Annotated in this window: 19 protein-coding genes; 7 read left to right on the top strand and 12 right to left on the bottom strand. The window is 32.1% G+C overall.

The annotated features are described in order from the left end of the window. Window positions 1–8 precede the first annotated feature (8 nt). Window positions 9–1,919, top strand: a complete 1,911-nt coding sequence (gene acs / locus AABL81_RS04200; protein ID WP_158210944.1) for an acetate--CoA ligase — start codon at window positions 9–11, stop codon at window positions 1,917–1,919. An 85-nt stretch (window positions 1,920–2,004) separates the two neighbouring features. Here acs and AABL81_RS04195 read toward each other — a convergent pair whose 3' ends face one another. Beyond that, window positions 2,005–2,874 (bottom strand): EamA/RhaT family transporter, encoded by an 870-nt coding sequence (locus tag AABL81_RS04195; protein ID WP_341340417.1) that lies wholly within the window; start codon window positions 2,872–2,874, stop codon window positions 2,005–2,007. Window positions 2,875–3,078: 204 nt separating this feature from the next. On the opposite strand from AABL81_RS04195, the gene AABL81_RS04190 reads away from it, so the two are divergent. Together AABL81_RS04190 and AABL81_RS04185 are read left to right on the top strand one after the other, a co-directional pair. Beyond that, on the top strand, window positions 3,079–3,363 hold the full coding sequence (locus tag AABL81_RS04190) for an AraC family ligand binding domain-containing protein (RefSeq protein ID WP_341340416.1): 285 nt from the start codon (window positions 3,079–3,081) through the stop codon (window positions 3,361–3,363). Between the two features lie 128 nt (window positions 3,364–3,491). Next, window positions 3,492–3,950 carry a helix-turn-helix domain-containing protein gene (locus tag AABL81_RS04185; RefSeq protein WP_341340415.1) on the top strand — a complete coding sequence of 153 codons (459 nt, stop codon included), beginning with the start codon at window positions 3,492–3,494 and terminating at the stop codon, window positions 3,948–3,950. A 66-nt stretch (window positions 3,951–4,016) separates the two neighbouring features. On the opposite strand, the gene AABL81_RS04180 is transcribed toward AABL81_RS04185, so the two are convergent. The 5 genes from AABL81_RS04180 to AABL81_RS04160 form a co-directional block, all read right to left on the bottom strand. Next, window positions 4,017–5,051, bottom strand: coding sequence for an o-succinylbenzoate synthase (locus tag AABL81_RS04180; RefSeq protein ID WP_341340414.1), 1,035 nt, complete (start codon window positions 5,049–5,051; stop codon window positions 4,017–4,019). Window positions 5,052–5,058: 7 nt separating this feature from the next. Continuing rightward, window positions 5,059–5,745, bottom strand: coding sequence for a metal-dependent hydrolase (locus AABL81_RS04175; protein WP_341340413.1), 687 nt, complete (start codon window positions 5,743–5,745; stop codon window positions 5,059–5,061). Between the two features lie 12 nt (window positions 5,746–5,757). After that, entirely contained in the window at window positions 5,758–6,669 is a 912-nt protein-coding gene (menA, locus tag AABL81_RS04170; RefSeq protein ID WP_341340412.1) for a 1,4-dihydroxy-2-naphthoate octaprenyltransferase, read from the bottom strand. A 148-nt stretch (window positions 6,670–6,817) separates the two neighbouring features. Next, window positions 6,818–7,129, bottom strand: a complete 312-nt coding sequence (locus AABL81_RS04165; protein WP_158210938.1) for a hypothetical protein — start codon at window positions 7,127–7,129, stop codon at window positions 6,818–6,820. Between the two features lie 1,282 nt (window positions 7,130–8,411). Next, window positions 8,412–9,251, bottom strand: coding sequence for a 1,4-dihydroxy-2-naphthoyl-CoA synthase (locus tag AABL81_RS04160; RefSeq protein WP_341340411.1), 840 nt, complete (start codon window positions 9,249–9,251; stop codon window positions 8,412–8,414). 71 nt (window positions 9,252–9,322) lie between these two features. Here AABL81_RS04160 and AABL81_RS04155 point away from each other — a divergent pair, with 71 nt between their 5' ends. From AABL81_RS04155 to AABL81_RS04140, 4 genes are all read left to right on the top strand, one after another. Continuing rightward, entirely contained in the window at window positions 9,323–10,438 is a 1,116-nt protein-coding gene (locus AABL81_RS04155) for a C1 family peptidase (protein ID WP_341340410.1), read from the top strand. Between the two features lie 64 nt (window positions 10,439–10,502). After that, entirely contained in the window at window positions 10,503–11,693 is a 1,191-nt protein-coding gene (locus tag AABL81_RS04150; RefSeq protein ID WP_341340409.1) for a serine hydrolase domain-containing protein, read from the top strand. A 9-nt stretch (window positions 11,694–11,702) separates the two neighbouring features. Next, window positions 11,703–12,746: an NAD(P)H-dependent flavin oxidoreductase gene (locus AABL81_RS04145; protein WP_158210935.1), complete on the top strand. Its 1,044-nt coding sequence runs from the start codon at window positions 11,703–11,705 to the stop codon at window positions 12,744–12,746. Continuing rightward, a complete protein-coding gene (locus tag AABL81_RS04140) occupies window positions 12,739–13,587 on the top strand; it encodes a GNAT family N-acetyltransferase (RefSeq protein WP_158210934.1) in 849 nt (282 codons plus the stop codon). Before AABL81_RS04145 ends, AABL81_RS04140 begins: the two co-directional genes overlap by 8 nt. On the opposite strand, the gene ygiD is transcribed toward AABL81_RS04140, so the two are convergent. The 6 genes from ygiD to AABL81_RS04110 all read right to left on the bottom strand — a co-directional run bounded on the left by ygiD (window position 13,584) and on the right by AABL81_RS04110 (window position 18,734). Continuing rightward, window positions 13,584–14,354, bottom strand: coding sequence for a 4,5-DOPA-extradiol-dioxygenase (gene ygiD / locus AABL81_RS04135; RefSeq protein ID WP_341340428.1), 771 nt, complete (start codon window positions 14,352–14,354; stop codon window positions 13,584–13,586). The two genes, AABL81_RS04140 and ygiD, sit on opposite strands and share 4 nt — an antisense overlap. Before the next feature lie 65 nt (window positions 14,355–14,419). Then, on the bottom strand, window positions 14,420–15,103 hold the full coding sequence (locus AABL81_RS04130; RefSeq protein WP_158210932.1) for a potassium channel family protein: 684 nt from the start codon (window positions 15,101–15,103) through the stop codon (window positions 14,420–14,422). A gap of 12 nt (window positions 15,104–15,115) precedes the next feature. Then, window positions 15,116–16,897, bottom strand: a complete 1,782-nt coding sequence (locus tag AABL81_RS04125; RefSeq protein WP_341340408.1) for a TrkH family potassium uptake protein — start codon at window positions 16,895–16,897, stop codon at window positions 15,116–15,118. Window position 16,898: 1 nt separating this feature from the next. After that, window positions 16,899–17,273, bottom strand: a complete 375-nt coding sequence (locus tag AABL81_RS04120; protein ID WP_158210930.1) for a DUF3037 domain-containing protein — start codon at window positions 17,271–17,273, stop codon at window positions 16,899–16,901. After that, window positions 17,260–18,054, bottom strand: a complete 795-nt coding sequence (locus tag AABL81_RS04115) for a HipA family kinase (protein ID WP_341340407.1) — start codon at window positions 18,052–18,054, stop codon at window positions 17,260–17,262. Before AABL81_RS04115 ends, AABL81_RS04120 begins: the two co-directional genes overlap by 14 nt. Window positions 18,055–18,185: 131 nt before the next feature. After that, window positions 18,186–18,734 (bottom strand): DNA-3-methyladenine glycosylase I, encoded by a 549-nt coding sequence (locus tag AABL81_RS04110; RefSeq protein WP_341340406.1) that lies wholly within the window; start codon window positions 18,732–18,734, stop codon window positions 18,186–18,188. Between the last annotated feature and the right edge of the window lie 3 nt (window positions 18,735–18,737).

Raw genomic sequence — 18,737 nt, 5'->3', positions numbered from 1 at the left:
ACTAAACCATGAGTTATTATAAAATAGAGAACCTTGAACAGTATTTTAAACACTATAAAAAATCTGTTCGAGAGCCACGTAAATTTTGGAGTAAAATAGCTGAGGAAAACTTTGTATGGTACCAAGTGTGGGACAAAGTTTTTGACTTTGATATGGAAAACTCAAAATTTCAATGGTTTGTAAATGGTAAACTTAATATTGTAAAAAACTGTATAGATAGACATCTTGCAAAACGCGGAGATAAAGCAGCTATTATATTTGAACCTAATAATCCGGAAGAAGAAGCACAAACAATCACTTATAACGACTTATATATCAGAGTTTGTAAAATGGCAAACGTTCTGAAAGATCAAGGAGTTAAAAAAGGGGATAGGGTTTGTATTTACTTACCAATGATTCCGGAGTTATCTGTAGCTATGTTAGCTTGTGCAAGAATTGGTGCAATTCACAGTGTGATATTCGCAGGATTTTCTTCATCTGCTGTTTCAAAACGAGTAAACGATTCTGAATGTAAGTTTGTTATTACATCAGATGGTAGCTTTAGAGGAAGCAAGACTATTCCGTTAAAACCAATTATTGATGAGGCGTTAGTTAACTGTCCTTCAGTAGAAAGAGTATTAGTTGTTAATAGAACTGGTGCTGAAACAAAAATGGTAGAAGGTAGAGATTTGTGGTTAGAGCCATTATATGAAGAAGCATCAACAAATCACGTAGCTCAAGTTATGGATGCTGAAGACCCTCTGTTTATTCTTTATACATCAGGATCTACAGGTTCACCTAAAGGAATGGTTCATACAACGGCGGGTTATATGGTACAAACGGCGTATTCATTCCGCAATATTTTTGACTATAAAGAAGAAGATATCTTCTGGTGTACAGCAGATTGTGGTTGGATTACAGGTCACTCATACATAGTTTATGGTCCTTTATTAAATGGTGCTACTACTGTAATGTTTGAGGGAGTTCCTTCTTATCCGACACCAAGTAGATTTTGGGATATCATTGATAAATATAGAGTTACACAGTTTTATACTGCACCAACGGCAATTCGTTCATTAATGACGGAGGATTACAAATATGTAAATTCACACGATTTATCAAGTTTAAGAGTAATTGGGTCTGTAGGAGAACCAATTAACGAAGAAGCTTGGCACTGGTATAATGACCATGTTGGTAAAAAGAGATGTCCAATTGTGGATACTTGGTGGCAAACAGAAACGGGAAGTATTTTGATTTCTCCGTTGCCTTTTATTACACCGACTAAACCAACTTACGCTACATTGCCATTACCTGGTATTCAAGCTGTTTTGATGGATGAGAAGCGAAATGAAATTGAAGATAACCAAATTGATGGAGCTCTGTGTATTAAGTTTCCATGGCCATCTATGGCAAGAACAATTTGGGGAGACCATGAAAGATATCAAGAAACGTATTTTAGTCAATTCCCTGGTAAATATTTTACAGGAGATGGTGCATTAAGAGATGAAGTAGGATATTATAGAATTACTGGTCGTGCTGATGATGTTGTGATTGTTTCAGGTCACAATTTAGGTACAGCTCCAATTGAAGATGCTATAAATGAGCACCCAGCAGTTGCAGAAAGTGCGGTTGTTGGTTATAAGCATGATATTAAAGGAAATGCACTGTATGGCTTTATTACGCTTAAAGTAGAAGGAGAATACCGTGATCGTGAGAATCTTATGAAAGAGATTAACAATCAGATTTCAAGTCACATTGGACCGATTGCTAAATTAGACAAGATTCTATTCGTAGAGAGTCTTCCTAAAACGCGTTCAGGAAAGATTATGAGAAGAATATTAAGAGCGATTTCAAATGGAGAAACACAGGAATTTGGAGATGTTTCTACATTAATCAATCCAGAAGTAATCAAAACAATTATAGAAGGACATAATCAGTAGTAATACAGGTTTATAGATATAAAAAATCCCTCGAATAGTATATTACTATTCGAGGGATTTTTTTTGATATGATATATTCAAGAGTTTACTTTAGACTATACATTAATAACGCAATTGCAATAATAGCAAGTATTAAACCTATGGCATTCTTTTTACTAAGTTTTTCTTTAAACCCAAAATAGCCGATTAAAGTTCCAAATACAATAACACCATAATTCATTCCTGCGAATACAATTGTTGGGTTTTGTGCAAAAGCTTTGTGCGCATTTAGATAGAAGTATATATTACCAAAATTTAAAACACCTATAATTACCCCAAATAGTAAGGTGTATTTTGTGATATTTAGTTTTATTTTTTTGACAAAGCAAAATATGCCATAAAATAGTAAAGACAATAATAAGGCAAGGATAAAGACAGAAGATAGAGTAGTAGTATAAGGAACAACTGAGTATAATGCCATTTGTTTAAATAGAATATCAATTACACCAAAACCTACAAATACTAAAATTAGAAATAAGATATTTTTAGAATTTATATTAGCTGCGTCTTTTTCTGCTTTACTAAGTATGAAGTAAACCGCTATAAAACCGAGAAATAACGAAATATATCTCAACATCGTAATATTCTCTTTAAAAAGAAATATTGAAGCCATGATAGGAATAAAAAGAGACATTCGTTGAGCAATATCTGTTTTTATAATTCCTGTATGTTTAATACTTAAATATTGAAATATAAATATTGATGGCAATAAAAGTCCTAAAACTATAACTAATAGATAAGGGAAATTACTATCAACCATAGTGTAATTAGGTTTAAAAATAAAGCTTGATAAAGCTACAGTTGAAATATAGTTAATGATAATTATTTGATAAATATCAATTGGAAGTTTCTTGATTATTTTAAGTAATACACCAACAGAAAGACTGCCAATGATACTCAATATAAGGTATAGCATTGTTTGAAATTTAGGTTACAAATATATATAGATTTAAAAGGATGTGATAGTGTTAGAGTAGTATTTTAATAATCTATTTTACATAATATGTATTATCGTGTATATTAATTGTTAATTAAATGTGAGTTGTTTGGGAATATTTACTAAATTTGTAGATATAGTATGTTTATTTAATACTATGATTAGTAATTATAAAAGAATGAAATGAATAATATTCCTCGTTTTAATAGCTGTGATTTATTAGATCAATATAACAATCATAAAGATTGTATAATCTTTGATTTAAAGGATGTTGTTGAATCTCAAAATAGTTTAGTTTCAATTGCTCATCATCATTTATTCTACCAAATACTATTTATTACAAGCGGAACTGGTAAGCATTTTATTGATAATAAGACATTTAATATTAATAAAGGTGATTTATTCTTTATTGCTCCAGTCAGGTTCATAAGTGGGATTTTAATGAGTCTACACAAGGTTATGTATTAAATTTTACAATTGATTTCTTCTATTCTTATTTAGTTGATAAAGATTTTTTAAATAATTTCAAATTCTTTAGTCAACACAACACTGAAAATCTATTCAAAGTTAATAAATTTTTCAATGAATTTGATAGAATGTTCAATAGTATAAAGATAGCTTTTAATGATAAAAGAAGAAAGGAATTCAGTTTATTACACGTTTATGTTTTAGAATTGCTTTTGACTGCTGTAGAGTTATATGAGTCTAAAAATAAGTTATCTGACGATAGAATCCACTACTCTGCTTTGGTTAATAATTATGAAAAATTAATAGATAAGCATTTTTATGAGCTCCGATTTCCTAATGACTATGCAAAACTACTACACGTAAGTCCAAATTATTTAAATTCAAAATGTAAAAAATTCAAGGGACAATCTTCTGGTGAATTGATCAGAAATAGGATTTTATTAGAAAGTAAAAGATTACTTGTAAACACGAATTTAAGTGTTGCCGAGATTGCTTTCAAGCTTAGCTTTAAAGATAATTCTTATTTTTCAAGATTCTTTAAAAAGTACATTGGTGTTTCACCAGACGGATATAGACGAAGTAAATAATTACCATAAAAAATGCCTGGAAACAAACTAAGTTTTCAGGCATTTTTTATGGTTTTATAAGTAATCTTATAGATTAACATTCCAGTCTTCTTCTGTATTATACCACAACTCTCCATTTTTAACTTCTAATGGACAATCAAAATTATTAGTATAAAGAGCACCTGTTCCTAATCCTTGAGGTAGATTTGAATGTAAAGTAAAGGTCCATTGAGCTATTGCATTTAGTCCTATATTACCTTCTAAAGCTGATGTAATCCACCAACCAATATTGCGTTCTTCAGCAAGTTTAATCCATTCCAAACTACCTTTAATTCCACCTACTAAACTTGGCTTTAAGATAATATATTGTGGGGCAATTTTATCTAATAAATCAACTTTGTCATGGAGGTTGATTACACCTATTAACTCTTCATCAAGTGCAATAGGTAATGGAGTATTTTTACATAGTACTGACATACTGTCATACTGCTTTTGTTTGATAGGTTGTTCAATACTATGTAGTTCTAATTCAGAAAGTTGTGTTAGTTTACTTAAAGCATCACTTGCCAAGAAACCACCATTTGCATCAACCCTTAATTCAATATCTTTTGATGTGAAATGCTCACGAATATAACGCAATAACCCGAGCTCTTTTTCAAAATCTATTGCTCCAATTTTAAGTTTAACACATTTAAATCCTTGCTTTAACTTCTCGTCAATTTGCTCTTTCATGAAGGCTTCTTCCCCCATCCAAATCAATCCATTAATAGGAATAGAGTCTTCCCCTTTTGTAAATTTTGAAGGGAATAAAATATACGGGTTATTACTTTCAAGTGATAGAAAAGCTTGCTCTATTCCGAATTGAATTGAAGGCCATTCAAGTAACTCATTCCACAAAGCCTCTTTTCCTAAATGAATATTTTGAACAACCCATTTTAGCTTGTCTTCATAATCGGGTCTATCATCAAAACTAAGAGAGCGCAGTATACCGCACTCTCCTATTCCTATTTTGCCATTATGCTCGAGTTTAATAAACCACGTTTCCTTTTCTGTAAGAACCCCTCTTGATGTGCCTGAAGGTCTCTTAAATTCAAGTAAATGTCTTTTATAACTTGCTTTCATAATTCTTTTATAATGTTAAGCTTTCTCCAATGTTTAAAAGCATTAAATCTTTTCCTTTTTCGAAAAACTTACGTTTAGCTTCTTCATGATCAATTTCAATATAACCAAACGTATCAAAGTGATAGCCTAAAACTTTATCACATTGCACAAAATTTGAAGCAATAACAGCTTCGTCTATATCCATTGTAAAATTACTTCCAATAGGTAAAATAGCTAAATCAAGCTTAGTAAACATTGGAATTAATTGCATATCCATCGTTAATGATGTATCTCCTGCGATATAGATATTCTTGTTTTTACTTTCAATAACGAATCCTCCTGGCTGTCCTCCATAACTACCGTCAGGAAAAGAACTTGAGTGTATAGCTGGAGTATATTTAAGTTTACCGAAATCAAATAACCAGCTACCTCCATGATTCATTGGATGTGCTTGAAGTCCTTTAGCTTCATAATAACCTGCAATCTCTGCATTTGATACAATTAGTGCATCAGGATTATTTTTTGCAATTCGTTCTACATCTGCGATATGATCACCGTGTGCATGTGTAATTAAGATATAATCAGCTTTAATTGCATCTACGTCAATTGCTTTTGCCTCAGGTAATGGATTCCCTGTGATAAACGGGTCAACAATAATATTGATATCTTCTATTTGAATGCCTAAACAAGCATGTCCGTAATACGTAATTTTCATAATTTATCTTTTTTAGAATACTAAAGCTAATGAAAATAAAACAGACAATAAGAAAGTTGATAAAGCAACAATCTTCATTTGTGTGTCTAATTCTTTAGGAATAGTGTTTTGTTTTACAAATATTAAATGTTTGATTAAAGGAATATAAGCTATTACAAATAGATAGTTAATAGCACTGAAACCAGCGTGTATTCCGTAGACTACTAATGCTGTTAGAGCGAATAGAATGATGAAATAATGGTATTTCTTAGCTCCTTCTCTACCTAATTTAACTGCAAGTGTATTTTTACCTACTACTTTATCCGCATCTAAGTCTCGCATATTGTTGATGTTTAAAACAGCAATACTCAAGTTTCCAATAGCAATAGCAGGTAAGATTACCCAGAAATCGAATACTTGTCCGTATAAATAGAAACTACCTAATACACTTACTAATCCGAAAAAGATAAATACAAATAAGTCACCTAAGCCTTTGTAACCATAAGCTCCTTTTCCAACTGTGTATTTAATTGCGGCAACTACACACGCAATTCCTAAGACAAAGAAAAATAGAGAAGTAAAGAAATTGTCTTTACCGAATGATAAATAGATTAAGATTAATGCAGCTATTAAAGAAAGGATTGATGTTACAATAACCCCTTTTTTCATCTGTTGAGCAGATAAGATTCCGCTTTGCACTGCGCGTTGTGGACCAATACGATTTTCGTTATCAGTTCCCTTTACACCATCTCCATAATCGTTGGCAAAATTTGAAAGTATTTGTAGCAATAATGTAGTCAAAATAGCAAACAAGAAGATACTTGTGAATAGTATATTTGCCGAAAAAAAAGGATAAGCACAAGCTGATCCAACTATAATACCTGATACTGAAAGTGGCAGTGTACGCAGTCTTGCTGCACTAATCCACGCTTTAGTTTTAGTCATAAACTCTTTTAATTATTTTAAGCTTTTGTATTACTGCTTGCAGTAATCAAAGTCCAAAATTAAAGAGAAAATATGAAAGTTACTCCTTATTATTAGAAAAGCATGCAAATCAAAAGATAAAGAAGAACTGATGTGGCTTTGAGAAATGTTATTTTGTAATGCTATGCAACTTAAACTTCAAGTACTTATTCGGTTTTACTAACGTATAATAAATAGCTGAAAAAGGATTTGCAGTAGACAAAGTGAAATGAATAGTATCGTTTTCTTGTACTTCAAAAACAATCGCATTAGAAGAATTCCAATCAACTTTAGCACTTATAATATGCTTACCTGGATTGATATTAAAAGTCAATTCCTCGCCATTAGGTATTAATGCAATCTTATCTCCATCTAAAAAAACACTGTAGTTTCTGTTTCTATCTACAACTGCTTTTTTACGTTTCACTATTAATTGGGCCATTTTTTTTGGTTTATAAAGTGAAGTAAAGTTACATTGAATAATAAGATACCCCAAGCTATTAACTAAATAAATTATTCAACTTATTTTACTTGTGAAAAAAGCATTACGAAGTAGTAAATTAGAGGAAGTTAGTTAAAGTGAAGCTTTAAGTGACTTAGTGGCTTTGATTTGTAGGTGTAAATCAGTCTTTTCAAGGTTGTTTTATACTTATAACTAAAAGTTATGTGTTGTTTTTGGCAAGTGTATCTTGTTGATTTTCAAAACAAATGAATTGATTGCTTAAACTATAAGATGCATTGATTTGAGAAGAGTTTGTAGTTGACTATATTCATCTCATAACAAGGTATAAGCCTATGTTCAAGTGGGCAAATATACTCTTTTTATGTAATATTAATAGATTTAAAACCATTCTTTTTCTGAGTTTATAAATGCTCTTTTTGGACTAATAGTACATTGAATTATCACTAAATTAGACCTCTTATTTGACAATATATTCTTGACAAGCATCTAAGTTCTTTCTGAAATGATGCTCTTTTTGAATAGATATCCCCCTACTTTTAAAAGTATAAATAGGGCGCCTTTTTATGATTCCCTACTCTCCTCTATTAGATATAGAATCTTTTTTATAGAGACTCCTATTTTTCCAGGTTGGATTAAATATTTTAGTTTTTCTAAAAAGGAACTTGCTTATGTTCTAATAAGCTTGTTGATTTATTTACCTATAGTAAGAACTATATCGACTGTTTTTATTTATTGTCTCGAGAGAGAAAGTAGAAATACAACTGATAAATGAAATAAGTACTTCTAGAGGTACTTTATTGTTTAGCTATACGTTTGGGTGTTTTCAAATGGTTTTACGTGTTTAAACTCTTTATTTAGGGTTTTAGCTATATGTTTACATTGCAAATGAAAAGCTGTCTTCCGTACGAACTAAAAGAACAAACTTTCGAATAACGCTATTTATCCTCTTTTTAGGTTCGTTATACTTATTTGCTTTTAGTTTACTCATAGCTTTATTATCTAATAAGTATGAAGGTAGGTAACTATCCCTATAATTCTTATTTGCTTAGGAGGTGGGGTTGTAATTTGTAAAACAACACCGGATATGTTATTTCATTACATTCTGAAGTAGGAAGAAAAGTTTCGTGGAGTATTTTAATATGGGATTATAGACTCAAAGAAGGTTTCTGCATTTGGATTAAAGTAATGTTTAAACAAAAAAACCGACTTCATAAGTGAAATCGGTTTTAAATATTGTAAAGCAATCGCTTTTATATTCTTATTATGGAATCCATTTTTTAGGGAAGTTAGGTTTACGTTTTTCTAAGAACGCATTTCTACCTTCAATTGCCTCTTCCGTCATATAAGCAAGACGAGTAGCTTCTCCTGCAAATACTTGTTGTCCTACCATTCCGTCATCTGTTAAGTTCATTGCAAACTTCAACATTTTAATAGATGTAGGTGATTTTGCTAATACTTCTTGAGCCCATTCGTACGCAGTATCTTCTAATTCAGCATGCGGAATTACAGCATTAACCATTCCCATTTCAAAAGCTTCTTGAGCAGAGTAATTTCTTCCTAAGAAGAAAATTTCACGTGCTTTCTTCTGTCCAACCATTTTTGCTAAATACGCAGATCCGTATCCACCATCAAAACTTGTAACATCAGCATCAGTTTGTTTGAAAATAGCGTGTTCTTTACTCGCTAATGACATATCACAAACTACGTGTAAACTGTGTCCTCCACCAACTGCCCATCCAGGGATAACAGCAATAACTACTTTAGGCATAAAACGAATCAAACGTTGTACTTCTAAAATATTTAAACGGTGCATTCCATCTTCTCCTACGTATCCTTGGTGACCTCTTGCTTTTTGGTCTCCTCCACTACAAAATGAATAAACTCCATCTTTTGGCGAAGGTCCTTCTGCTGATAAAAGTACTACACCGATTGATGTATCTTCTTGTGCATCATAAAAAGCACGATATAGTTCGCTTGTCGTTTTTGGTCTAAAAGCGTTACGAACTTCTGGTCTATTGAAAGCAATACGAGCTACTCCACCACATTTTTTATATGTAATGTCTTCAAACTCGATCGCTGTTTCCCATTGTATCTTACTCATAATCTTTTTGAATTTAGGGTAAAAATAACCTATTTTTTGCATTATATTGCAATACTTAAAGATTATACCTCATGAAAAAACTTATAATTTCAATGTCACTGTTATTTGCAGTGATGAATTCTTACGCTCAACAATATGAATTTCAAAATATTATAGACATTGATGCGAATCCTGTAATCAGTCAAGGAAACACAGGAACTTGTTGGAGTTTTAGTACTTCTTCTTTTTTAGAATCTGAGATTATTAGAATAAAGGGCAAGCATATTGACTTATCTGAAATGTACACAGTGCGTAATACGTACCCAAAGAAAATAGAGAATTATATCTTAAGACAAGGAAAAGCACAGTTTGGTGAAGGTGGGCTTGCTCACGATGTAATTAATAGCGTACGTGATTATGGTATTGTACCAATTGAAGCATATTCTGGTTTAATGGGGCAAGAAACGTATAACCACAGTGAAATGTTTAAAACGCTTCAAAGTGTTATTGATGCTTATGCTAAAAGTAACGGACCTATTTCTATGCATTGGAAAAGTATCACAGAAAACATTCTTGATACTTATATGGGTAAGCAAGTAAAAGAGTTTACTTATGAAGGAAAGAAATATACGCCTGAGTCATTTTTAAAAATGACAGGAATTAATCCAGACAACTACGTAACAATTACTTCTTTTGCAAACCAGAAGAATTATACTCCGTTTATTTTAAATATTCCTGATAACTTTTCTAACGGGAGTATGTATAACCTTCCTTTAGAGGAATACATCAAAAATATTGACAATGCACTTGATAAAGGATTTACTCTTTCTTTAGATTGTGATGTTTCTGAAGCCACTTTCTCATCTAAACACGGTGTGGCTTTTGTAGCTACTTCTAAAGAAGATGAAAAGAAAGGTTTAACGGAGATAATCACTGAAAAAGCTGTGGATGCTGAGCTTAGATTAAAGGACTTTTATAGCTTTGATACGCAAGATGACCACTTAATGCATATTGTTGGAAAGGTAAAAGACCAAAAGGGAAATATTTATTATAAAGTTAAAAACTCTTGGGGAGGAAATAGTGAACGCATTGGAAACGATGGTTACATTTATATGAGTGTTCCTTATATGAAACTTAAATCTATTTCTGTATTAGTACATAAAGATGCCTTGGTTAAAAGTACAAAAGACCAATTAGGGATTAAATAAAAATAAAAGAATAGACAATTAGCCAGTTGCCTGTAAAAGGGCAACTGGCTTTGTATTTACAATAATGATGATTAAAACAAACAAACTAACAATATCAGTACTAACCGCGCTTTGTTTTTGTGCGTGTAATAATTCTAATAAATCAAAGGATTTAGCGATTAATACGGCAATTAATAAAGAGCATAATATACTTGTCGAAAACCCTTATACTGTAGAGTTTGAAGAACTCTCAAGTAGTTATATTGAAAAACAAAGAAAGGAAGTAGAAGAATTTTATCACAATAATATTAAAACGGGTGATTACACCGGAAGTTTTCTTGTTGCTAAGAACGGAAAGATTATCTATGAAGACTATTCTGGAGTTTATGACCGTACTGGTAAAAAGAAGATTACAAGTGATACTCCCCTCCACGTTGCTTCTGTCGGAAAAGTAATTACGGCTACTACTGTGTTGAGATTAGTAGATCAAGGCAAAATTAGTTTAGATCAGAGTGTTTCCGAGATTATTCCTCGTTTCCCTTATAAAGAGATTACCGTGCGCACTTTGTTGAGTCATCGAAGCGGATTGCGTTATTATGGATACTACGACAATGTATGGGACAGAACTAAAACGATTAGCAATAGCGATGTTATCAAGGTAATTGAAGAACAGACGGTAGCGTTAGACTTTAAACCCAATACTCGCTTTGCATACAGTAATACTAACTATGTTGTATTAGCAGAAATTGTTGAGAGAGTAACACAAAAACCATTTAAAAAGGCAGTTGAAGAGTTAATCTTTGAACCACTTGGTATGACGCACAGTTTTGTGTTTGATGATATTAGTAATAAAAACAAGGTATCTCAATCCTTTACAAGTAAGATGCGATTGATGGATTGGGATTATATGGATGGTACGTATGGGGATAAAAATATCTTTACTACTCCCCGTGATTTCTTAAAGTTTGATACGGCTATGTACTCTGACGAGTTTTTAAGTAAAAAAGTAAAGGATCAAATTTATCAAGGATATAGTTTTGAAAATCCAGGTATAAGAAATTACGGATTAGGTATTCGCCTAATAGAAATGCAAAATGGTCAGTTTTATACTTATCACAATGGATGGTGGCGTGGAAACACTTCGTCATATATTCGTTTAGCTAAAGACAATACGTGTATTATTCTTTTCTCAAACAAATACTCGAGAACTACATATAAGACAATTAGTTTATCTCACCACTTTGGCGATTATCCTGTGGGCGATATTGAATTGTAAACTATTGATATGGAACAAACATCGTCTATATTTAATATAAAATATCCCATAATTCAAGCACCTATGCTTGGCGTTACTTCTCCTGAGATGGTAGCTGCTGTGTGTAATGCAGGTGCAATAGGCACTCTTTCTCTGGGTAGATTGCCTATTGCTATTTGCGAAGAGTTGATCTTAAAAACCAAGTCATTGACCAACTGCCCTTTTATTGTTAATCTATTCTTACATCCTATTGTTACTATTAATAAGGATGAAATGGATGCAATGCAAGATGTTCTAAGTGAATTGTGTTCCACTATCGGCTATGCGTATGATTATAGAGATAACGTTGAACAACCTTCTTACAGTGAGTTATTAGCACTTGTACTAAAGCATAATATTAAACACATTGCTTTTACATTTGGATGTTTTACAGAGGAAGAAATTTTTATGTTACATCAAAAAGGCGTAAATTTAATAGGAACAGCAACAACGCTTGATGAAGCCGTTTATTTAGAGCAAAAGAAGATTGATGCAATTGTTTTACAGGGTATTGAGGCTGGCGGACATAGAGGAAGTTTTTTAAGTGATGATATACATTTGAATTTATCTCTGAACGATTTATTTCTCCAAGTTAAAGAAGCAGGAATAAAAAGTAAACTTATTGTTGCAGGTGGATTGTATAATGGTGATGTTGGTGCAGCTTATTTAAAAGCAGGTGCTGACTTTATTAGTTATGGCTCATATTTTATCACTGCTGAAGAAAGTTTAGCTTTGTCTTACCAAAAAGAGCTTTTAAGTCAAGGTCAACCTGTTAAAACAGTTCTAACAAAAGCTTTTTCCGGGAAGTGGGCTCGAGGAATTGCTAATGATTTTGTGATATTAATGGGAAAAAGTAAGGTTTCTGTGCCAAATTTCCCTATTCAGAATGTTTTAACAGAAAATGTAAGAAAATTTGCAAAGAGAAAAAATATTTATAACTTTAGCTCATTATGGTGCGGTATCAATGCACACCATTCTAAAGTAAATAAAACAAGCTTTTTAATTAATAATTTGATTAAAGAAATCTATGAGTAGCAGTTTTCAATTTAAGTTTTTAAAAAATGTAAAGAAAGAAGAGTTTTTAGAAGTATTTAATAATGCTACTTCAGAATTCTTTGTTCCAACTACTTTAACTAAAGATCAGTTGGGTGAAAAAATTAAAACAGAGGGCATTGATTTAAGTTTATCTGTAGGAGCTTATCATCAAAAGAAATTAGTTGGTTTTATTCTACACGCTAAGAACAATAAGAAACTTTATAACGCAGGTACAGGTGTATTGAGTGATTTTAGAGGAAATAATCTTACCGCTAAGATGTATGATTATGCTATACCCCTTTTTAAAAGTTTTCAAATGGATAAAGTAAGTTTAGAAGTTGATTCTTCTAACGAATCTGCTATGCGTACTTATAGAAAGATAGGCTTTAAAAAATGGAGAACCGTGGAATCTCTTAAAGGGAGAACAAGGATCAAAGTTAAAGATAATTTACACAATGCTTTAACAATGGGAGACTTACCTTATTACGAATATTTAGTGTCTTATATAGAAAAGGATTTAATACCTACGTGGCAAAATAATGAGTTTTGTATTAATAATAATGACCGCGTTGTTATGCGTAAAAAAGTAATGCTTGATAAAACAACTATAGGCTACATTATTTATAATCCAATTGAAAAAAGATTATTGCAAATTTGGGTCAAAGATACCTATAGACGTAAGGGAATTGCCTCATTTATGATGCATGAAGTTTTTGGAAATAATGTTTCTTTTTATGTAACTAATATAGATGGCCAAAACTTTGGAATTCATTCTTTCTTTCGCTCAATCGGTGCTGAGTCATACCAAGAGCAGGTTGAAATGGAACTCTATTTATCTTAAGAATTAAATAAAAAGGATGTCATACTCAATGAGCCTCCCACATATTTATCATTGAATGTAGTTACTTCATCTTTTTTAGTAACTACGCCTAAAACATATAATAGTGGAAAGTAGTGATCAGGTGTTGGTATAGCAGACTGTACAGCAACGCCAAGCTTATCATAGCTAAGCAAATTAGAAAATTGTCTTGAATAAACAGTTTCTTTAATTAACTCATTACTTTCTATTGCCCAATCAAAGCCATAATTATCTTCTTGCATTTTGTGCCAATCTATAGCTGATAAATTATGAACTATATTTCCACTTCCAATTATTAAAACACCTTTATTGCGAAGTCGTTGTAATTGTTGCCCTATTTCAAAGTGATAGTTTGCTTCTTTGTAGTAATCTATGCTCAACTGTATTACCGGAATATTTGCCTCTGGAAATAGGTGTACAAGTATTGACCAAGCCCCGTGGTCTAATCCCCAATCAAGGTTTTCGTGTATATCAACTGAAGATGTAACAATCTCTTTTGCTAACGCAGGAGATCCCTGTACATTGTATTCTACATTAAAAAGCTCTTGAGGAAACCCTCTGAAATCGTGTATTGTTTCCAAGGTGGTATTAGAGGTTATGTGTGTTCCTTGAGTTAACCAATGTGCAGATATAACAAGAATAGCTTCCGGTTTAGGTAGTTGTTTACCTAATTTTTTCCAATAAAGAGAAAACTCATTTTCTTCAATGGCGTTCATAGGAGAACCATGCCCTACAAATAATGCAGGCATAATAAACCCTTTATCCGGAAAGGATAAAAGGTTTTCTATTTCTTGTTTTTGCTTTATTACCATATTTAAGATGCTAAAATCTTTTTAATATCCTTATTGTCACCATAGATTACCATAATATCTCCTTTGTTTAAAACGGTCTCGTAAGATGCTATTCCTTGTACTTCGTGTATTTTTTTAGATAAACCTAAGAAGTTTGTCTCTTCTCTAATTTTTAAAGTTGTTAGTACAACTAAGTTATAGTTTGTTCTAAAACCAATCTCTCCTAATGTTTTACCTGCAAAACGTTCTGATACAGTGATTTCAACGATACTGTATCTTCCGTTAATTTCGTATGAGTCCACTACTCCTTTTATACACAGTTTTTTAGCCCAACGCTCAGCTGTTTCTTCTTCTGGGTGAACAATCTCATCTACTCCTATCGCTTGCAATACGTTTTCGTGTAAAGGGGTAATTGCTCGACTAATCAAACGCTTTACATTTAGGTTCTTTAATACAGCCGTAGTCATAATATTTGCTCCTTGGTCTTCACCAATGGCTACAATAACAATGTCCGTATTTGCTAACGGTAATCCCGACATCATATATTGATCTGTTGAATCAAGACAAATAGTATGTGAGATCATATCTTTATTAGCATCTACACGTGCCATGCTTTTATCTACACCGATAACTTCATTCCCTTGCTCTGTCAATTTTTTTGCCAATGAAGCACCAAAGTTTCCTAAACCAATAATTATATATTTCATTCTCTAAATGTCTTAATTTATCAATATTTCTTCTGTAGGATATCTGTAGTTTACTAAAGTCTCTTTTTTGCTAATTGCAATTAAGATAGTAAGCATACTCACACGTCCTATAAACATAAGCATGATTAACGTTACCTTACTTGGGTCAGTTAATTTAGCTGTAATTCCTGTACTTAATCCTGATGTACTATAAGCTGAAAAAGCTTCATACGCCAGTTTTATCAAATCTATCTTTGGCTCAAAAAAGGAAAGCGCAAATATGGCAATACCAATTACAAATAAAGATAGTATAATAATGGCAAAGGCACGTTGAACAGATAGTTCGTCTACTTCTCGTCTATATACTTCAATACGTGATTTACCTTTCATCAAAGTCCAAATATTCAGTACTGCAATGGCAAATGTACTCGTTTTAATACCCCCACCAGTTGATATTGGCGATGCTCCAATCCACATTAAAAAGATGATTAGTAGAAAGGTAGATACACTAAAAATATTATTATCTACCGTAGCAAAACCAGCAGTACGTGGCGTTGTTGCAGTAAAAAATGCAGTAACTAACTTTCCAATTCCTTCGTGTTCGGCTAAAGTATTGTTGTACTCTAAGACATAAACTAAGAATGTACCACCTACAATTAATGCAATGGTTGTAATTAAAATAATACGTGTACTTAAGTTAATTACCCTTGGTAAGTAAGTACTTGCTTCCTTCATACTAAAAGGAAGAAGTCTGTTTATTATAAGGTGCTTAATATATTTGTAAACATTGAAAACAATAGGAAAACCAAGTCCTCCCATAATAAACAATCCTGCAATAATTAAGTGTAAAGGGTAATTAAATCTATATTCTAAGGTGTAAAGGTTTTCAGGTAAAGTAGAGAATCCAGCATTACAGAAAGCTGATACAGCGTGAAATATAGAGAAAAATATACGTTGATAGATTGATGTAAATTCTTGGTGACGAATACTGATAAAAATTCCCACCATACCAATGAACTGAATAATACCTGAGATAATGATAATGCGTTTTAAGGTAGCAAATACATCTCCCAATTTGTCTATATAAGACATATCTTTCAGCACTAATTGATTTCCATACGATGCTTTTCCCCGGAAGAAATAACTAAAGTAACTCGCAATAGTCATAATTCCCAATCCCCCACATTCCATCAAGAAGATCATTACTGTTTTTCCAAATATAGTAAATTGACTTCCGATATCCACGGTTGATAATCCTGTTACACAAACAGCACTTGTCGCTGTAAATAAGGCGTCTATATATCGTAAACTACCTGGTGTAACTGTTGCCTTTGGAAAAGATAGCATAAACGCTCCAATAAAAATAATCAGTAAAAAACTGACTATAAATAATTGCGCTGGATTCATTCTTGTTTGCTTAAGGTTAAGCTGAAGCATAGAGAACTCCCGCACAACCATTAAGAATACACCGAAGAATATTACAGCGCTACTGTCAAAGAATCTATTGGTGTGTTCTGGTTGCCACCGCGCTATGATAAGTATTAAGAATAGAACAACGCTAAATATGTCGAATATCTTAACACCTAAACTCTCATAGTTATCTTTGCTAAAATATCTACGAGCAATAGCTATCATCCCTATAGATAAACAGATATTATACAGAGAATTTAGCTGAGCGTGGTAATCGTTTAAAGTATTAAACCCTAAGTCATAAATTAAAATGAATAAGGTTATAAAACTAATGACAAAAGGTAAACGTATTAAGGCATACGTTAGTTTCTTTTGTATGTTATCTTTTAAGTAATATAGTGGCATTTTATAAAACTAATTCTTGATAAAGATTTTTAAACAATACTTCTAAATCCGTTGTCATCCCAGGATGAGGACGCGAAGCCTGAATACACGAACTCTTAACTGCAGTTAACCACCTAAATCTTTCGTCTACTTCAAGAGTAGCGATGGGATTATTGGCTGATGTCCCTAAAGCTATTGCTTCAAAAGCTTTCACGTGCTTCTGAAGTATTTCAAAATCTATTTCACTTGAAAAACAAGTTATCTTCTTTTCATCTAAATGAAACTTTGCTAATAGTTTTCTTTTTGATTTAGAAAAAACAAGCAAGCCTATATTGATAAACTCCTCTCGCTCTACCTTAGGAACAAATCTTATGATTGAATACTCATATACGTGCATCTTGAAATTTTTTAGCTTCGTTAACGAATAAATGAGAATTTTCTAATCTTGTTTTTAAGAACAAAAAGTATACCTCTCTAATTTCTTCTGGAGTTAAATCTACGTCTTCCCACTCTAACCAGTCTGTAGGAATTGTATCTGTTATTTCTTTCAGATCTTTTTCTGTAAGAAGTTGTTTAAAAGCGGTATCTACTTCATCAAGTTGTTTTGCTTGTGGAAGTAAAACGTGATCTTTTATAAATGAAAATGGTGTCAAAGCACTTTTTTCCCAATTGGTAAATGAATGATGAAAATAGAAAGCTGCTCCGTGGTCAATTAACCATAACTCTTTATGCCAAATGAGCATATTTGTGTTTCTAAATGTTCTATCTACATTTGTTATAAATGCATCTAACCATACAATCTGAGAAGATAATTTTGGGTCAATCGTCAATGCTTCCGGATCATAAGTTAATGCTCCTGATAAAAAGTGTAAAGCTAAGTTTAACCCCTTACTAAATTGAAGTAAGTCTTGAATCTCTTCATCTGCTTCTGTTCTACCAAAAGCTTCATCAAGCTCAGCGAATACGAGTTCAGGAACTTTTAATCCTAATTTCTGTGCAATTAAACCTCCAAGTAACTCGGCAATTAGGGCTTTTACCCCATGACCGGCACCTCTGAATTTAAGTACATATTTAAAATCATCATCTGCTTCTGCTAAGGCAGGTAATGATCCTCCTTCTCTCAAAGGAGTGATGTATCTTGTTACCGTTACTGTTCTTAGCTTAGATAAATTACCCATTAATTATCTTGTTTTTCTTTAAAACTATCTTGCAATATTAACCAAAAAACCCTCATCGCAAATCACGATGAGAGTTAATTTTTTTCTTTTTTATTTATTTACTTGTTATATCTAAGTAAAACAATATTATTTTAAAGCTTTTTATGAAATTTTGTATTTTTATATATAGGACAGTTCTCTAAATGTGCTCCATCTAAATATCCTGTACTCATTAAAAATTCATTGACAATTTCTTTACCTACAAACTTGAATTGTCTTTTAAATAATTTCAGCCATTGTTCTAAATCGTATTGTGTATGCAAATCTAACCAATTTTTGAAACTTCCAAACTCTTGTTGTAATTCAATGATTTTCTGTGCATTGTAAATCGCAGCATTTACCTTTAAACGATTACGTATGATACCGCTGTCTTGTAAAAGAGTAGCTATTTTCTCTTCTGAAAAATTGGCAACAGTTGGTATGTCAAATTCTTCATAAGCATTTTTAAAGTTTGCTCTTTTTTGTAGAATCGTATTCCAACTTAATCCTGCTTGATTTATTTCTAAGATTAAACGTTCAAATAATTCAGTATCATCTGATAATTCGAAACCATATTCGTAATCGTGGTAGTATTTGTTTGGATTGTCTGTGCTTTCAGGCAATTCATTACAAAAATCACAATAGTGCTTTTTTACTGCCATATA

Origin of the sequence: Myroides sp. C1519, assembly GCF_038039755.1 — a bacterium.
In the GTDB taxonomy this organism is placed as follows: Bacteria; Bacteroidota; Bacteroidia; order Flavobacteriales; family Flavobacteriaceae; genus Flavobacterium; species Flavobacterium phaeum_A.
The sequence above is the reverse complement of the archived record's forward strand: the minus strand, read 5'-3'. Positions and strand labels throughout refer to the sequence as shown.

What these genes read in the sequence shown, in the direction of transcription:
- AABL81_RS04165 (WP_158210938.1), bottom strand. Translation starts at nt 7,129, where the DNA reads ATGGCCCAATTAATAGTGAAACGTAAAAAAGCAGTTGTAGATAGAAAC.
- AABL81_RS04195 (WP_341340417.1), bottom strand. Translation starts at nt 2,874, where the DNA reads ATGCTATACCTTATATTGAGTATCATTGGCAGTCTTTCTGTTGGTGTA.
- AABL81_RS04125 (WP_341340408.1), bottom strand. Translation starts at nt 16,897, where the DNA reads ATGCCACTATATTACTTAAAAGATAACATACAAAAGAAACTAACGTAT.
- AABL81_RS04120 (WP_158210930.1), bottom strand. Translation starts at nt 17,273, where the DNA reads ATGCACGTATATGAGTATTCAATCATAAGATTTGTTCCTAAGGTAGAG.
- AABL81_RS04130 (WP_158210932.1), bottom strand. Translation starts at nt 15,103, where the DNA reads ATGAAATATATAATTATTGGTTTAGGAAACTTTGGTGCTTCATTGGCA.
- AABL81_RS04150 (WP_341340409.1), top strand. Translation starts at nt 10,503, where the DNA reads ATGATGATTAAAACAAACAAACTAACAATATCAGTACTAACCGCGCTT.
- AABL81_RS04145 (WP_158210935.1), top strand. Translation starts at nt 11,703, where the DNA reads ATGGAACAAACATCGTCTATATTTAATATAAAATATCCCATAATTCAA.
- AABL81_RS04180 (WP_341340414.1), bottom strand. Translation starts at nt 5,051, where the DNA reads ATGAAAGCAAGTTATAAAAGACATTTACTTGAATTTAAGAGACCTTCA.
- AABL81_RS04160 (WP_341340411.1), bottom strand. Translation starts at nt 9,251, where the DNA reads ATGAGTAAGATACAATGGGAAACAGCGATCGAGTTTGAAGACATTACA.
- AABL81_RS04155 (WP_341340410.1), top strand. Translation starts at nt 9,323, where the DNA reads ATGAAAAAACTTATAATTTCAATGTCACTGTTATTTGCAGTGATGAAT.
- AABL81_RS04110 (WP_341340406.1), bottom strand. Translation starts at nt 18,734, where the DNA reads ATGGCAGTAAAAAAGCACTATTGTGATTTTTGTAATGAATTGCCTGAA.
- ygiD (WP_341340428.1), bottom strand. Translation starts at nt 14,354, where the DNA reads ATGCCTGCATTATTTGTAGGGCATGGTTCTCCTATGAACGCCATTGAA.
- AABL81_RS04190 (WP_341340416.1), top strand. Translation starts at nt 3,079, where the DNA reads ATGAATAATATTCCTCGTTTTAATAGCTGTGATTTATTAGATCAATAT.
- AABL81_RS04175 (WP_341340413.1), bottom strand. Translation starts at nt 5,745, where the DNA reads ATGAAAATTACGTATTACGGACATGCTTGTTTAGGCATTCAAATAGAA.
- acs (WP_158210944.1), top strand. Translation starts at nt 9, where the DNA reads ATGAGTTATTATAAAATAGAGAACCTTGAACAGTATTTTAAACACTAT.
- menA (WP_341340412.1), bottom strand. Translation starts at nt 6,669, where the DNA reads ATGACTAAAACTAAAGCGTGGATTAGTGCAGCAAGACTGCGTACACTG.
- AABL81_RS04140 (WP_158210934.1), top strand. Translation starts at nt 12,739, where the DNA reads ATGAGTAGCAGTTTTCAATTTAAGTTTTTAAAAAATGTAAAGAAAGAA.
- AABL81_RS04185 (WP_341340415.1), top strand. Translation starts at nt 3,492, where the DNA reads ATGTTCAATAGTATAAAGATAGCTTTTAATGATAAAAGAAGAAAGGAA.
- AABL81_RS04115 (WP_341340407.1), bottom strand. Translation starts at nt 18,054, where the DNA reads ATGGGTAATTTATCTAAGCTAAGAACAGTAACGGTAACAAGATACATC.